The organism is Streptococcus parasanguinis (assembly GCF_016648925.1).
In the GTDB taxonomy this organism is placed as follows: domain Bacteria; phylum Bacillota; class Bacilli; order Lactobacillales; family Streptococcaceae; genus Streptococcus.
The window spans coordinates 20,069-35,557 of record NZ_JACLQX010000021.1 but is presented as its reverse complement, the minus strand read 5'-3'; the positions used below and the strand labels follow the sequence as shown (position 1 = coordinate 35,557).

Below are 15,489 nucleotides of genomic sequence, written 5' to 3'. Positions count from 1 at the left end.
CCCTGCACATTGGTTCGTCTTGTTCAGTTTTCAAAGGTCTTTGTCGCTCTCGCGCGACAACTATATTAGTATATCATAACCTTACCTTACTGTCAATACTTTTTTCCAAAAAATTTTATTTTTTTGAAAGTTTTTTTGAATAAAGAAAATAGAGAGGGAATCCTCTCTATTTATATTCTTGTCTGTATTTGTTTTCTTCAGCTTTGTTAGCCCATACATAATGACCTGGTTTAATTTCAACCATTTGTGGTTTATCTTCAGAGTAATCATGTTGTTCTGGATCGTAGATTTTTAGAACTTTTTTACGTTCTAGAATTGGATCTGGAATTGGGACCGCTGAAAGTAGGGATTGGGTGTATGGATGGATTGGATGGTTAAATAGCTCTTCAGTTTCTGCCACTTCTACAATAACCCCTTTATAGATAACTGCAATACGGTCAGAAATGAAGCGTACAACTGACAAGTCATGGGCGATAAAGAGGTAGGTCAAGCCTAATTCTCTTTGGAATTTTTTCAAAAGGTTCAAAACTTGCGCACGTACTGAAACGTCAAGGGCTGAGATTGGTTCATCCGCAATGACAAATTCTGGTTCCATGACAAGTGCACGGGCAATACCGATCCGTTGACGTTGACCACCTGAGAATTCGTGAGGGTAACGTGTCAAATGTTCTGCAAGAAGCCCAACTTCATGCATAATATTTTTCACTTTTTCCTGACGTTCTTCTTCACTGTTGAACAAATGGTGGTTGATCAAACCTTCAGAGATAATATAATCAACTGTTGCACGTTCATTCAAACTTGCTGCTGGGTCTTGGAAGATCATTTGAATCTTACGGATCAACTCTGATTTTTCACTGTGAGAGTTTTTTCCGTTGATCTTGCGACCGTCATAAATAATTTCTCCAGCACTTGTATCATTCAGACCGATGATCGCACGTCCAATTGTTGTCTTCCCACTTCCTGATTCACCAACAAGAGAGAACGTTTCTCCCTTATTAATGAAGAAGTTGGCGTTCTTTACAGCAACGAATTTTTTACTTCCTTCACCGAAGGAAATTTCTAAATCTTTAATTTCAACTAATTTTTCAGTCATTTCCTTCCTCCTATTCTGTAATGTGAGTGAAGCCCATTTTTGAGCCAATCTTTTCGTGAAGGTTTTCGATTACTTCTGGTTTATGAACTGTTGGTGCATCTGGATGGAGCAACCATGTCTTAGCCCAGTGAGTATCGGTTACTTTGAAAGCAGGTGCCTCTTCTTCAAAATCAATCTGCATTGCATAGTCTGAACGAAGAGCGAAGGCATCTCCTTTGATTGGAGCATACAATGATGGCGGAGTCCCTGGGATAGAGTAAAGATCACCATCTGAGGTTGACAATTGAGGCAAGCTTGAAAGTAAGCTCCATGTATATGGATGTTTTGGATCGTAGAAAATTTCTTCTACTTTACCAAACTCAACAATTTCTCCAGCATACATAACGGCTACTTTATCTGCAATACTTGCAACCACACCTAAGTCGTGGGTGATAAAGATAACTGTAAATTGGTATTCTTTTTGAAGGGATTTCAACAAATCAATGATTTGCGCTTGAATGGTTACGTCAAGGGCTGTTGTTGGTTCGTCACAGATTAAGATATCTGGACGGCAGGCCAAGGCGATGGCAATAACGATCCGTTGACGCATCCCACCTGAATATTGGAATGGATACTCATCAAAACGACGTTCCGCATCTGGAATTCCAACTTTCTCCATATAGTCCAAAGCCATTTCTTTGGCTTCTTTAGCTGTTTTCCCTTGGTGTTTGATAATGACTTCTGTAATTTGTGAACCAATTGTGTTGATTGGGTCCAAACTTGTCATTGGGTCTTGGAAAATTGTAGCGATCTTAGATCCACGAATATTTTCCCAATCTTTATTCGATTTCAAATCTGTCAATTCTTGACCACGGTATTTAATCGAACCTTGGGCAATACGGCCATTATCTTCTAACATTCCAGTGAACGTTTTTGTCAAAACTGATTTCCCTGAACCTGACTCACCAACTAAGGCAAGAACTTCACCTTCTACTAGCTCAAGCGATACGCCACGAATAGCTGTCAGTACGCGATCGCGCACGTCAAATTCCACTACGATATCTTGAGCAGATAAAATAATATTGTTATTTGATGTCATATCTACTCCTCCTATCTATGTGTACGTGGGTCGCTGGCATCGGCCAAGTTTTGTCCGACGATAAAGAATGACAAGGATACTAAAATCAAAACAGTAAGCGGAATCCAGAATAGGTAGGCATTTGTAGTTACGTTTTGAGAATAGTCAGAAATCAAGCGTCCCAAACTTGGAACTGTGATTGGAAGACCAAGTCCGAAGAAGGAAAGGAAAGCTTCGTAAGAAATAAAGCTTGGAAGTAACTGTGATGTTTGTGTCACGATAACAGATACCAATTGAGGCAAAATATTTTTCGTAACAATTTTCAAAGTCGGTGTTCCTAATGTTCGGCTGGCCAAGTTGTACTCCAAATCACGGTAACGCATGATTTGGACACGAATGGTATAGGCAATTCCGATCCATCCAGTTAAGGACATGGCAAGAATCAAGTTCCAGAAACCAGATCCCATTGAGTAAGTCAAGACGATAACGATCAACATAAACGGAATGTTTGAAATAACGTTATAAACTTCCATCATGATACGGTCGATGGATTTTGAGATCCCCCAAATTCCACCAACGATAACTCCGACAACCACGTTAATAACAGTGGCGATGAAGGAAATGATAATCGAATTCCGAGCACCAAACCAAACTCCATCAAAGAGAGATTTACCGTTATTATCTGTACCAAAGAAAGCTTTGGCACTTGGTGGATTCAAACGTGCTGAAAAGTCATTTACCTTACTTACGTCGTTGTAATCAAAATTTGAAAACATAGGATAGACAAAGCTCATCAAGAGAATCCCAATCAAAATAGCAAGCATAATGATAGTGGTTCTTTTTTTCAAGAATTGTCTGAATACAGATTTCCAGTATGAATACGCTGGAGCATCGATTACTTCAGAGGCAAAGTCATCGCGTTTTACAAACTGAAATTTATTTTTATCGATTGTAGCCATTATTTGCCTCCTTTCGTATTCGTTAATTTAATCCGTGGATCAAGCACTGTCATCAAGATATCACCTAACATGGCAGCAAAGATACCAAGTGATGTGAAGATGAAGACAAGTCCGATGACCATGGTGTTGTTTGATGCTTTAATAGAGTCAATCAACATTTTACCCATACCTGGGAAAGCGAAGACTGTTTCAGTAAGTGTCGCACCTGAGATAACTCCAATGATAGAACCTGGAATACCAGATACCAATGGAACCATCGCATTTTTGAAGATGTGTTTTCTTGAGATCTCCCGTTCTGACAATCCTTTTGAACGAGCAAAACGGACGAAATCTTGCGAATGGATATCGATCATGTAACGACGAATCCAAACTGCGATAAATGGCGCACTCAACAAACCAAGAATCAGAGACGGCAATACATATGAACGCCAGTCCTGTGCTCCAAGTACTGGGAATGAGTCTGGAAGTCCAACAAATGAACCTGCTAGACGCACAATGTAAACAAGGGCAATAGTTGGAAGAGACATCATAAATGTCAAGGTTGCTGTTGAGATGCTATCAAACCATGAGTTCTTGAACAGAGCCATGTAAGATCCTAATGGGATCGCAATCAAGTAAGCAATCGCAATACCAATCAAACCAATGATTGAAGAAGATGCAATCATGGATGGATTCTCATAGTTGCTCAACGTTGCTGTATAAGCGTCCCCTTTACCAAATCGACTGATGTCTTGTGAGTCTGCCTTACTTGGTGATTTGTAGGTACGTGAGTAGATATCGATTGAAGATGTCTTTTTACCTGTTGGGAAGTTCACTTCACTCTTCTTAGTCGTTCCTTGTCCTTGGGTAATAACTTGAAGAACAGGGGTATTTGAATAAGTTGGATACGAATTTCCAAGGTTTAAGGTTACAAAGTTTTGGTGTACATATGGGAATTGACCATTAAAGTACAAGAGGTATTTGTGTTTCGTACCAGAACCTACTACTGACCAACCAATAGATGGATCATTTTCAATACGGATATAGCGTTTGAGGTTTGGATTTGAGGCATCTTTCACCCAACCTGGATGATCAAACTGAATCAAATTCGCATAGAAGCTGATGACACGTTCAAAAACCGGAATTTCACGCACCGCATAGAAAGACTTACTTTCCGGGAAACGTTTCAACTGCCAACCATGACCTAATTTTTCAATATATTTTTTGTAGATCTTTTCATTGGCATTTGTCGCATCAACCGTTACGGAAGAATCTTCTTTACTTGCTTTTTGTTGCAAGCTCTTTGAATCCATGTATTCCAAATAACCCATGCGATCATAGACTGTATTTTCGTAGTTGATCTTCGAATCTTTTGTCTTTGCTACTTTATTGTAGTTGGGGTCATTCTTAAAGATGAGATTTCTCGGTGTTAGCGTATAGATAATCATGTAGGTTAATGTCGTGACGAGAAAGATCGACACTAACGAACGCAAAATACGCATAAAAACATATTTTTTCATATTTCATTCCTTTAATGTCCAAAAGAACTTTCTCCCCTAGAAGAGAAAGTTCTAATGAAAAGCAATAATTTAATTATTTAACGTGTTTTTCAAGATCTTGTTGAGCTTTTTTGTTTGACTCAGCTTTTTCTTTTTGCCATTTTTCACGTGCTTGTTCGTATTGTTTCTTAGTAACAGGTTCATCTTGAACTTCTACATATTTGAAGTATGCTGATCCTTTGTTACCAGCTTGAGCTGAAGCACCAGAGAATGGTACCACTTTAGAGATAACAGTTGCTGCTCCTGATGATGACATTGTAGGTACTACAATTGCGCTATCTGTCAACCAAGCTTGAGCTGCTGCATATTTTTCATAACGTTTCACAACATCTTGTGTTTCGTTGTTTGCATCGTCAAGAAGTTTTGCAAACTCATCCAAACCTACAGCTTTAGCTGATGGGTTATCTACACCACCTGCAAAACCAAGGTAAACTTTTGTTTGATCTTCTGAAGATGGTTGAAGCGTATCAAGGTAAGTTGATGGATCTTGATAGTCTGGGTTCCAACCGACCATACCTTGAAGATCCCAATCTGCATCTGCTGCTGATGGTACGTTCAAAGTAAGGTTCATTACTTCATCTTGGTCCATCATTTGAAGGTCAACAACGACATTGTCTTTACCAAGAGTATCTTCCACTGTTTGTTTCAATGATTGCATACGTGTAACTACACTTGTTGCATTTTGAATAACAGGAACGTCAATATGAATTGGGAATTGAACGCCGTCTTTTTGAAGTTCAGCTTTGGCTTTTTCAAGTTGTGCTTTGGCTTTATCTTTGTTGTAAAGACCATCTTGACCATCTGCAAGGTTGATACCCTTCCATTGGTCTCCATAAGTAGTCAACTTATCTGCAACTACATTTCCGAAGTCTTTTCCATCTACTTGTACGAATGCAGGTGCAACATATGTATTACGGATAGCTGGTTTAGCAAATTCTTTACCATTGACTTGTGCTGAGTAGTTTTCACGGTTCAAGGCAAAAGTGATGGCTTGACGGAAATCTTTGTTCAAGATTGCTTTCTTAGTAGAAGATTTTTCAGCATCTGATTTCTTAGCAGTGTGTTTGTAAGATTGACGATCGATGTTGAAACCAAGGATTGCTACACCTGAACCAGCTGGTGTGTTATAGATATTGTCCTTGTATTTTTTCTCTACTGTTGCAAAGTTTGAGCTTGATGGGAAAAGACGAGCAGCTGTATAAGCTCCATCAGAGAAACCACGTGCCAATGAATCTTGGTCTGATCCATCGTAATAAGTAAGTTTTACTTCCTTGACATGAACGTTTTTCTTATCCCAGTAGTTGTCATTCTTTTCAAATACAACAGATGATTTTGAAGTAATAGATTTCAAAAGGAATGGTCCGTTTGCAAGTACTGATTTCACATCGTTTGGTTGACCAAAATCATCTCCCTTACTCTTCAAGAACTCTGTGCTAATTGGGAACAAGATTCCGTTTGTTGTTTTAGAGTTCCAGAAGGTTTCAGGTTTGTTCAATGTATATTGAAGTGTGTAATCATCAACCGCTTTGACACCAACTTGGCTGAAGTCTGTAGTTTTTCCTTGCACATAATCATCCAAGCCTTTGATTGAGCCTTGAACTAGTGGAAGTTCTTCTGATTTTTTATCAGCAGCGTGTTTCAAACCAGTCACGAAGTCTTTGGCAGTCACTTCACCGCGTTCTTCACCATCTGCATCGTACCATTTAACACCCTTACGAATCTTGTAGGTATAAGTCAAACCATCTTTTGAAACAGACCAATCTTCCGCAAGTGATGGCACAAGATTTCCATACTTGTCATTTTCCATCAAACCGTCTACGATGTTTGTAGTGAGATCTTGAGTGGCAGATTTAGAAGACACAGTATAGTCCAAAGTTGTTGGGTCAGTAGTGTAGACATAACCATAGTTTTTGTCTTCGCCTGAGCTTGCTTTGCTAGTATTTGAACTAGAACATGCAGCTAACAATCCAGCTGCAAGGAGTGTTACTCCAGCAACTGCGAATACTTTACCTTTTTTCATAGGAATTCTCCAATAGTTTTTTTAGATTTGTTTAAGATTATATCACAAGTAGAAAAAAAAGTAAACTAAATTTTCTGAATATTTGCTTCAACCCCATCCAAAAACCTTGCTATGACTGACTTTTTAGCCTAATTGATGATTTTACGATTTTCCATTAATCATTTGTATGATACAATAGAGAGGACTAAGCAACGAGGAAACAACCGTGAAAAAATTCTTTCTTTCTTTTTTAACCTTCATGCTGCTGTTATGCAGTTTACCTTATCAAGTCGTTCTAGCAGATGAGCTAGATCTTCCTGCTCAAAGCGCCATTGCTGTTGAAGCTGACACAGGTAAAATTCTCTACGAAAAGGACTCGGAGAAAAAACGAGATGTGGGGGGACTGTCTACACTCTTGACCACTTATCTGATTTTCGAAGCCATTCATGAAAAAAAACTTTCTCTGAAAGATCCTATCATGCTGTCTGAGAAAGCTTTGTCCTTAAATGATATCGAAGGTGCTGGTACTCTTCCTATGGAGGGGAACCAATATACGGTTGAACAGTTATTGACGGCTCTTTTAGTTGGAAATTCTAGCACTGCTGCCTTGGCCTTAGCTGAGAAAGTAGGTGGCTCTGAGAAAAGCTTCGTTGAAAATATGAAGAAGAAACTTGCTGAATGGGGCATTCAATCTCCTCATTTAATCAATGCTACCGGATTAAATACTCAAACCATCAGCAGTGACCCTGACGGGAAAGAAGACGAAAATCAATTGAGTGCTTATGATATTGCTGTTATTGCCAAGCACTTACTCCAGGATTTTCCTGAAGTGACCAAATATACTTCAAAGCCCACTGCTCTTTTTTCAAACACGCAGATTGAAAACCCCAACCTGATGCTAGAAGGCATGCCGAATTACCGTTCGGGAGTCGACGGCCTTCGGGTCAGCAACTCTACCAAAGGTGGCATCACCTTTGCTGCATCGACGACGCAAAATGGCATCCATATGATCACGGTTGTCCTAGGAGTGGAGGCAGTTGACGGTGATCCATATGCACGCTTTGTGGCTACTTCTTCTCTGATGAACTACGTGGTACGAACCTTTGTTTCTTCCATTGTCGTTAAAGAAGGAGATCCCTACGGAAAAAGTAAGGCAACTGTCATGGATGGGAAATCCGAGACTGTTTTAGCTGTTGCAAAAAAAGACTTCTATATCGTCGAAAAGCAAGGCAGTCAAGCGGAACCAAAAATTAAATTCAAGAGTGACCAAGAATCATTCCGAGCACCTGTCAAATCAGGCACTAATCTTGGAAAATTACACTACACTGATCCAGATAAGATCGGGCGTGGCTACTTAGAAGATCAGGAGCCTACGGTCGATATGGTAGCAGGAAGAACCATTGAGAAAAGCTTTTTCTTAAAGGTTTGGTGGAATGAATTCGTCCGTTATGTCAACGAAAAATTATAAGCAAAAAAATCACAATGGAGTCAAATCCATTGTGATTTTTGATTGATGAAAATGAATTATCCTACAGATCCTTCCATTTCGTAGCTAATGAGTCGGTTTAACTCAACGGCGTATTCCATTGGAAGTTCTTTTGTAAAGGGCTCTACAAATCCCATGACAATCATTTCTGTCGCTTCTGATTCAGACAAACCACGACTCATCAAATAATAAAGTTGTTCTTCTGAGATTTTTGAAACCTTAGCTTCGTGCTCCAAAGCAACTTGTGAGTTGTGGATTTCATTAAATGGAATCGTGTCTGATGCAGATAAATCATCCATGATAATGGTGTCACACTCGATGTGGGAAACTGATTTCTTGGAATTTTTGTTAAAGGTCACTTGTCCACGGTAGTCTACCTTTCCGCCACCCTTCGCAATAGATTTCGATACGATAGATGAGCTGGTATGAGGGGCATTATGAATCATCTTGGCACCTGTATCTTGGTGTTGCCCTGCATTCGCAAAGGCAATGGACAACATGGTCCCACGCGCTCCTTCTCCATCCAGATAAACAGATGGGTACTTCATAGTTGTCTTGGCACCTAGGTTTCCGTCGATCCACTCAACTGTGGCATCTTTTTGAGCCTTGGCCCGCTTGGTGACCAAGTTGTAGACATTGTCTGACCAGTTTTGGATGGTCGTATAGCGCATGTAAGCACCATCCAAGGCAAAGATCTCGACAATCGCTGCATGGAGGCTATTGCTTGAGTAGGTCGGTGCTGTACATCCTTCTACATAGTGAACACTTGCTCCCTCGTCCACGATAATCAAAGTGCGTTCAAACTGACCAGTATTTTCATTGTTGATACGGAAGTATGTTTGAAGGGGGACGTCTACTTTTACGCCTTTTGGTACATAAATGAAGGTTCCACCAGACCAGACTGCTGAGTTGAGGGCAGCCAATTTGTTGTCCGTTGGTGGTACTAACTTCGCAAAATACTGTTTGAAAAGGTCTGGATATTCTTTTAGGGCAGAATCCGTATCGGTAAAGATAATCCCCAACTTTTCAAACTCTTCTTTCATATTGTGGTAAACCACTTCTGATTCATACTGAGCAGAAGCCCCCGCTAAGTAAGCACGTTCTGCTTCAGGAATCCCGATACGCTCAAAGGTTTCCTTGATTTTCTCTGGAACTTCGTCCCATGAACGGGCAGGTTTATCCGAAGGTTTTTGATAATAGATCAAATCATCAAAGTCAATCTCTGATAGATCGGCTCCCCAGGTTTGCATGGGCATCTTTTTGAAGGTTTCAAAAGATTTCAAACGGAATTCGAGCATCCATTCGGGTTCATTTTTTGCTGCAGACAATTCACGAATAACCGCTTCATTCAATCCCTTCCCGGTAGAGAGAATGGGTTGAACATCATCGTGAAATCCAAATTTATATTCACCGAGATCAATTGGTTTCGGTTCGACTCTTTCTTCAGCCATAATTTCCTTTCTTTCTCTGTTTCTTCTTTTAACTATTTGCTACGTTCGATCGCTTTTTTAAGAGCATTCCAGGAGAGGGTCGCACATTTAATCCGTTGTGGGAATTTTGAGACTCCAGATAAGAAGGCTGCGTCTCCCAATTCCTCTTGGCGAGGATCTGACTTCCCTTGGACCATTTCTGAAAAGACCTGCGCCAATTCTTCGACTTCCTCTTTTGTTTTTCCCATTACAGCATCCGTCATCATACTAGCTGAAGCGGTTGAGATCGTACATCCTGAATTAACAAAGGCGATATCTTCCACCCTGTCATTCTCATCAAATTTCACACTTAACTGGATCACATCTCCACAAGTTGGATTGTTGAGTTGGATCTGATCAACATCTTCAATCTGGCCCTGATGGTGAGGGTGTTTTGAATGGTCAGCTACGACCGCCATGTACAGCGAATCTAATTTAGAAAGTGCCATTGAAAAACTCCTTTGCTTTGATCAATGCCTCAATTAATTTATCACAGTCCGCTTTGGTGTTGTAGATATAAAAACTTGCTCTCGTTGTCGCTGGGACTTGTAGGTATTGAAGAAGCGGTTGTGCACAGTGGTGACCTGCACGAACGGCAATCCCTTCATAATCTAGTGCTGTTGCTAAGTCATGCGGATGGAGATCTCCTAGATTGAAGGAAATGACGCCAGAACGTTGGGCTAAGTCTTGGGAACCATAGATGGTCAAGCCTTCGATCGCCTGTAATTTTGGAAACACATAGTCAATCAATTCATGCTCATGCGCTTCTACCTGGTCCATACCCAGCTCTTCTATGTAATCGATTGCTGCACCAAGACCAATTGCGCCCGCCATATTAGGTGTTCCAGCTTCAAATTTCCAAGGCAATTCCTTCCAAGAGGCAGATTGCTCGTAAACAAAGTCAATCATCTCGCCCCCAAACTCGATCGGAGACATTTGTTCTAAGATTTCTTCCTTCCCATAGAGGACACCAATCCCTGTTGGTGCAGCCATCTTATGGCCAGAAAAAGCAAAGAAATCCGCATCTAAGTCTTGTACATCAATGGCCATATGAGGGGTTGATTGAGCCCCATCTACGACCATGAACGCTCCAACTTCATGAGCTAATCGAGCAATTTCCTTGATCGGATTGACCACCCCTAAGACATTCGAAGCATGGGTGATGGAAACAAATTTTGTCTTCTCACTAAGCTTGCTCTTTAAGTCCTGCATATCCAGTAAGCCATCTTTTAGATAGACATAGACCAGTTTTGCTCCTGTCTTCTTGCAGGCTTGCTGCCAAGGAATGATGTTGGAGTGATGTTCCATAATGGAAATCAGGACTTCATCCCCTTCCTTTAGGACTTCTTCTGCATAGCGGGCTACCCAGTTGAGTCCAGTCGTTGTCCCTCTTGTAAAGAGCACTTCCTTGGTTGATGAAGCATTGATAAATTTTCTGACTTTCTCACGCGCTGCTTCATAGGCTGCTGTCGCTCGTTCTGCCAAAGTATGGACTCCACGATGGACATTGGCGTTATCTTGCAAATAATAGTGATTAACTGCTTCAAGAACACGTTTAGGTTTTTGCGTCGTCGCTGCATTATCTAGATAAACCAAAGGCTCATCGTGAACTAGTTGATCGAGAATGGGAAAGTCTTGAGCAATCGTATTTTTATCTAGCATTGTTTCTCCTTAGCGTTGAGATAACTTTTCTTCAATGGTGGCAATCATTTCATCACGTACTTCTTTAACTGGGATTTCAACAATCACAGATCCCAAGAAACCACGCACCACTAAGCGTTCTGCTGTGTGTTGATCCAGACCACGACTCATGAGGTAATACATATCTTCTGGGTCCACTTGACCGATCGATGCAGCATGGCCAGCTGTGACATCATTTTCATCAATCAAGAGGATTGGGTTGGCATCTGAACGAGCTTGATCCGATAACATCAAGACACGGCTTTCTTGCTGAGCATCTGCTCCTTTAGCCCCCTTGATAATATGACCAATTCCATTGAAGGTCAAGGTTCCTTTTTCAAGAATAACCCCGTGTTGCAAGATATTTCCGATCGAGTTGCAACCAAAGTTGGTCACGCGGGTGTCAATTCCTTGAACCTGACGACCGCTTGATAAAGCAACGACTTTCAAATCTGCATGACTTCCGTTTCCAACCAAGTCACTGTCAAAGTCTGCAACCACGTTACCTTCGTTCATAACACCGATAGCCCAATCAATGCTGGCATCCTGACCTAGTTTCCCACGTCGACTGATGTAAGCTGTGACATTTTCACCCAGGCGGTCAATCGCCGCAAATTTCACTTGGGCACCTGAGCGGGCGATCACTTCAACCGTCACATTCGCAGTTGCTTTTGCTGAGCCATCACCTTTTGATTCCAAGCGTTCCAAATAGCTGAACTTGCTGTTTTTTCCTGCGATAATCAAAATGTGCTTATTAAAAGGTACATCACTGTCGCTATCCTGGTAGAAAATACCTTCGATTGGTTCTGAAATTTCGACGTTATCTGGAATATAAAGAACAGCCCCACTATTAAAATAAGCTGTGTGGTATGCTGCTAGTTTGTCATCATCGTATTTAACTGAAGACATGAAGTAGTCTTCCATCACCTGCGGAATTTCTTCTAGGGCAGTATGGAAATCTGTAAAAAGAACTCCTTGGTCTGCCAAGGCTTGTGGCACCTGTTCAAATACAGTCTGAGTTCCAACTTGTACCAATTTCAAGTTTGAATCGAGGGCTGTAAAATCAGGAACATTGGCAGAAACCTCGCTTTCTGTGATCGTTCCATCGCCAAGATTCCAGCGATGGAATTTGACGCGTTCAATCGCTGGCAATTCCAACTGATCAATCTTGTTAAAAGCTTTTTTTCGTAATTCTTGCAGCCAGCTTGGCTCAGCATGCAGTTCCGAAAAGAGTGTAATATTTTCAATACTCATTTTTTTCTCCTAATAAAGATACTATCTGTTTGATTTTATGACAACATTAGATCACTAGTCATCAGGTTATAGTTCTTCTTTATAGTCGTAACCGAGTTCTTCTGCAAGTTGGGCGTATCCTTCCCGTTCCAAGCGTGCAGCCAATTCTGGTCCACCTGAAAGCACGACACGACCTTCCATCATCACATGAACTACGTCAGGAGTAATATAGTTCAACAAACGTTGGTAGTGGGTGATGATCATTGCTCCAAAACTTTCACCCCGCATTGCATTAACCCCTTTAGATACGACCTTAAGAGCATCAATATCCAAACCAGAATCAATTTCATCCAAAAGAGCAAATGTTGGCTCCAACATCAATAATTGAAGGATTTCATTGCGTTTTTTCTCACCACCAGAGAAGCCTTCGTTCAAATAGCGTTCTGCCATTTCTTCTTTCATATTGAGCAATTCCATCTTTTCATCCAATTTTTTTATGAAATCACGAATAGAGATCTTCTCATCCTCTTCTTTACCAGCATTCATGGCTGCACGTAAAAATTCTGCATTCGTAATCCCTGGGATTTCTGAAGGGTATTGCATGGCAAGGAACAAGCCCATCCGTGCACGTTCGTCTACTTCCAATTCCAAGATGTTGACACCATCAAAGAGAATCTCCCCTTTGGTTACTTCATAATTTGGGTTTCCCATAATGGCAGCTGACAGAGTAGATTTCCCTGTTCCGTTTGGTCCCATGATGGCTGCGATCTCACCAGTTTTTAGGGTCAGGTTTACACCTTTTAAAATTTCTTTGCCTTCAATTTCAACGTGAAGGTCTTTAATTTCTAATGTCGACATTGCATTCCCTTTCTTTTTACTTTGAAGTCTGGAAGGTTTCTCAAAGCAAAGATTCCTTCATCACAAAGTATTTTTTTACCTTTCAAGTATATCAAAAAAAAGCCTAAATGGCTTTTCTTTTGATTAGAACTATTCTTATTTAGTTTTTTCTTTTCGTTTTTGACGAACTTCCTCCCGATAGGAAGAATTCCCTATATAGCGCAGAACATTTAACAAAGGACTATGATGTGGCCCCAGAACCCCAATCAATTCTGCTAACAACTCTACCCCAAACAAGAGCCCGATCACAAGTAGGACGCCCCCAATGCGACTCGAGATGTTGAGCAAGAGAGAAATCAAGGAGAAAATCATCGAGATTCCATAGATCACCAATACAGTTCCCCGATGTGTCAAGCCCAGAGACAGAAGTCGGTGGTGCAAGTGATTGCGATCCGGTTTATAGAATTTTTGACCAGACAGGGTCCGACGGATAATGGCTAAAAAGGTATCTGTAATCGGTACACCAAGGATAATCATTGGGGTGACTACTGCAACAGCTGTCGCATTTTTCAAACCTTGCAAGGACAAAACAGAAATCATGAATCCGATAAACAAGGCACCGGTGTCTCCCAAATAGAGAATAGCTGGATGGTAGTTAAAGGGAAAGAAACCTGCGATGGACGCAACCAAGACAAAGATCGTCATGGTCAGAAAGAGATTGGGTACTGGTAGAAAGAAATAGGACACAATCCCCATTGTTACTAGGGAAATAATAGAGACTCCACTCACCAATCCATCTAATCCATCAATCAGATTGACCGCATTGGTAATAGCAACAATCCAAATCACTGTCAAAAGATAAGAAAGCCATGGTTCAAAATGAAGTAAGGGCCCACCGAACGGAATCTTAAAATCATTTAGACGAAAATCTGTCAAAAACCAGACCAGACTCGCTGCCAGCAGGATGCCGATCATCTTTTTCTTGGCAGACAACTCTTTTACATCATCGATCAAGCCTGTGAGAGCGATAATCCATCCTGCGCCCACGACCGGCAAGGTATAAGATAGGTAACTTTTGATTGGTGCGGTAGTGGATGTCAGCATAGGAATAAACACAAGAGTCGCAATTGAAAAAGCAATCACAATAGACAGTCCACCCGCGCTTGGCATGGGCTTGGTATTGATCCGACGCGCATTCGGATAATCTACGGCATCAATCTTAAAGGAGAATAGGCGAACCAAGGGCGTCAATACCAAGGCAATCATAAAAGTTCCAATCAGCACCAGAACAAATTGCAAGGAAAAGGACATCATAAGCTAGCAACTTTCTTCAAATTCTCAATCGCACCAGACACCATTAATAAATGACCATGTTCCTGCAGAACGGCCCGTGTCACTTCTGAATCATCCGCATACTCCCGAATGATAGCAAGTAACCAGGTTGGATATTGATTTGGTTGATCCTCTATATCGATCAAGACAGTTAAATAATAATCAGACCCCATTTTGTATAATTCAGAAGTATCCACTGGAAAGCTGACCGTTTTTGAAAAGGCAACTGCTTGTTGGATATTTGAAAAACGCAAAATGTAATAAATATACTGACTTACTGGAGCTTCAGATGTAGGATCTTGTTCTTGATTGTCACGTAACTCTTCTTGTTCCAAATGGTGAATGGCTTCTGCATCCCCTTTTGTCTTATCAGAGATTGTTTTTTCTAGGGTTTTGATAAATTCATCTGGCGTCATGCGCGACAACTCTTCCATATCAGGAAGATCTGACAAATCCTCAAAATCCAATTGTTGGTCAATTTTTGATTTGGTAACAAAAACATCCAATTTATCTGGTTTTGGCGTCACACGAAAACTCAGCATCCCGCTATCCAGGAAGCTTTCTGGCATTTCGAGTTCATCCAAAATGGCGTAGAAAAATTCTTCTGTTTTTTCTTGTGGGACAAGGAAGTCAGCAATTTCCATCCCACGTTCTTCTAAGTCTTCTAGTTGGATCGTGATCTTAATTGTTGAATCACTAATTTGCTTCATCTTCATAGCATAACCTCATACTTCTAGTCTTACTATTATACTAAAAAATTGAATAGAATTCAAAAAAAGGGTGCATAGAAAAGAGGTCGGGACAAA

13 protein-coding genes are annotated in these 15,489 nt (G+C 40.8%); 1 reads left to right on the top strand and 12 read right to left on the bottom strand.

Annotation, left to right across the window (positions count from 1 at the left end; genetic code table 11):
- Nucleotides 1-166: 166 nt before the first annotated feature.
- From H7T97_RS08035 to H7T97_RS08015, 5 genes are all read right to left on the bottom strand, one after another.
- Nucleotides 167-1,093, bottom strand: coding sequence for an ATP-binding cassette domain-containing protein (locus tag H7T97_RS08035; protein ID WP_003010296.1), 927 nt, complete (start codon nt 1,091-1,093; stop codon nt 167-169).
- A gap of 10 nt (nt 1,094-1,103) precedes the next feature.
- Nucleotides 1,104-2,171 carry an ABC transporter ATP-binding protein gene (locus tag H7T97_RS08030; RefSeq protein WP_003004369.1) on the bottom strand — a complete coding sequence of 356 codons (1,068 nt, stop codon included), beginning with the start codon at nt 2,169-2,171 and terminating at the stop codon, nt 1,104-1,106.
- Between the two features lie 11 nt (nt 2,172-2,182).
- Entirely contained in the window at nt 2,183-3,109 is a 927-nt protein-coding gene (gene oppC / locus H7T97_RS08025) for an oligopeptide ABC transporter permease OppC (protein ID WP_003010290.1), read from the bottom strand.
- Nucleotides 3,109-4,608, bottom strand: coding sequence for an ABC transporter permease (locus H7T97_RS08020; RefSeq protein WP_049475083.1), 1,500 nt, complete (start codon nt 4,606-4,608; stop codon nt 3,109-3,111). The genes oppC and H7T97_RS08020 overlap by 1 nt, the downstream gene beginning before the upstream one ends.
- Nucleotides 4,609-4,681: 73 nt before the next feature.
- Nucleotides 4,682-6,667 (bottom strand): peptide ABC transporter substrate-binding protein, encoded by a 1,986-nt coding sequence (locus tag H7T97_RS08015; RefSeq protein WP_201090000.1) that lies wholly within the window; start codon nt 6,665-6,667, stop codon nt 4,682-4,684.
- A 205-nt stretch (nt 6,668-6,872) separates the two neighbouring features.
- Here H7T97_RS08015 and H7T97_RS08010 point away from each other — a divergent pair, with 205 nt between their 5' ends.
- Nucleotides 6,873-8,114 carry a serine hydrolase gene (locus tag H7T97_RS08010; RefSeq protein WP_201089998.1) on the top strand — a complete coding sequence of 414 codons (1,242 nt, stop codon included), beginning with the start codon at nt 6,873-6,875 and terminating at the stop codon, nt 8,112-8,114.
- A 56-nt stretch (nt 8,115-8,170) separates the two neighbouring features.
- On the opposite strand, the gene sufB is transcribed toward H7T97_RS08010, so the two are convergent.
- The 7 genes from sufB to mecA all read right to left on the bottom strand — a co-directional run bounded on the left by sufB (nt 8,171) and on the right by mecA (nt 15,399).
- Nucleotides 8,171-9,583, bottom strand: coding sequence for a Fe-S cluster assembly protein SufB (gene sufB, locus H7T97_RS08005; RefSeq protein WP_003010279.1), 1,413 nt, complete (start codon nt 9,581-9,583; stop codon nt 8,171-8,173).
- Nucleotides 9,584-9,615: 32 nt separating this feature from the next.
- Nucleotides 9,616-10,050 carry a Fe-S cluster assembly sulfur transfer protein SufU gene (gene sufU / locus H7T97_RS08000; RefSeq protein ID WP_003004754.1) on the bottom strand — a complete coding sequence of 145 codons (435 nt, stop codon included), beginning with the start codon at nt 10,048-10,050 and terminating at the stop codon, nt 9,616-9,618.
- A complete protein-coding gene (locus H7T97_RS07995) occupies nt 10,037-11,263 on the bottom strand; it encodes a cysteine desulfurase (RefSeq protein ID WP_201089996.1) in 1,227 nt (408 codons plus the stop codon). Before H7T97_RS07995 ends, sufU begins: the two co-directional genes overlap by 14 nt.
- Nucleotides 11,264-11,272: 9 nt before the next feature.
- Nucleotides 11,273-12,535 (bottom strand): Fe-S cluster assembly protein SufD, encoded by a 1,263-nt coding sequence (gene sufD / locus H7T97_RS07990; protein WP_201089995.1) that lies wholly within the window; start codon nt 12,533-12,535, stop codon nt 11,273-11,275.
- A 66-nt stretch (nt 12,536-12,601) separates the two neighbouring features.
- Nucleotides 12,602-13,372, bottom strand: coding sequence for a Fe-S cluster assembly ATPase SufC (gene sufC, locus H7T97_RS07985; RefSeq protein WP_201089993.1), 771 nt, complete (start codon nt 13,370-13,372; stop codon nt 12,602-12,604).
- A gap of 135 nt (nt 13,373-13,507) precedes the next feature.
- Nucleotides 13,508-14,665 (bottom strand): glycosyltransferase family 4 protein, encoded by a 1,158-nt coding sequence (locus tag H7T97_RS07980; RefSeq protein WP_023919310.1) that lies wholly within the window; start codon nt 14,663-14,665, stop codon nt 13,508-13,510.
- Nucleotides 14,662-15,399, bottom strand: coding sequence for an adaptor protein MecA (mecA, locus tag H7T97_RS07975; protein ID WP_201089991.1), 738 nt, complete (start codon nt 15,397-15,399; stop codon nt 14,662-14,664). Before mecA ends, H7T97_RS07980 begins: the two co-directional genes overlap by 4 nt.
- Between the last annotated feature and the right edge of the window lie 90 nt (nt 15,400-15,489).

What these genes read in the sequence shown, in the direction of transcription:
- H7T97_RS08035 (WP_003010296.1), bottom strand. Translation starts at nt 1,093, where the DNA reads ATGACTGAAAAATTAGTTGAAATTAAAGATTTAGAAATTTCCTTCGGT.
- H7T97_RS08030 (WP_003004369.1), bottom strand. Translation starts at nt 2,171, where the DNA reads ATGACATCAAATAACAATATTATTTTATCTGCTCAAGATATCGTAGTG.
- oppC (WP_003010290.1), bottom strand. Translation starts at nt 3,109, where the DNA reads ATGGCTACAATCGATAAAAATAAATTTCAGTTTGTAAAACGCGATGAC.
- H7T97_RS08020 (WP_049475083.1), bottom strand. Translation starts at nt 4,608, where the DNA reads ATGAAAAAATATGTTTTTATGCGTATTTTGCGTTCGTTAGTGTCGATC.
- H7T97_RS08015 (WP_201090000.1), bottom strand. Translation starts at nt 6,667, where the DNA reads ATGAAAAAAGGTAAAGTATTCGCAGTTGCTGGAGTAACACTCCTTGCA.
- sufB (WP_003010279.1), bottom strand. Translation starts at nt 9,583, where the DNA reads ATGGCTGAAGAAAGAGTCGAACCGAAACCAATTGATCTCGGTGAATAT.
- sufU (WP_003004754.1), bottom strand. Translation starts at nt 10,050, where the DNA reads ATGGCACTTTCTAAATTAGATTCGCTGTACATGGCGGTCGTAGCTGAC.
- H7T97_RS07995 (WP_201089996.1), bottom strand. Translation starts at nt 11,263, where the DNA reads ATGCTAGATAAAAATACGATTGCTCAAGACTTTCCCATTCTCGATCAA.
- sufD (WP_201089995.1), bottom strand. Translation starts at nt 12,535, where the DNA reads ATGAGTATTGAAAATATTACACTCTTTTCGGAACTGCATGCTGAGCCA.
- sufC (WP_201089993.1), bottom strand. Translation starts at nt 13,372, where the DNA reads ATGTCGACATTAGAAATTAAAGACCTTCACGTTGAAATTGAAGGCAAA.
- H7T97_RS07980 (WP_023919310.1), bottom strand. Translation starts at nt 14,665, where the DNA reads ATGATGTCCTTTTCCTTGCAATTTGTTCTGGTGCTGATTGGAACTTTT.
- mecA (WP_201089991.1), bottom strand. Translation starts at nt 15,399, where the DNA reads ATGAAGATGAAGCAAATTAGTGATTCAACAATTAAGATCACGATCCAA.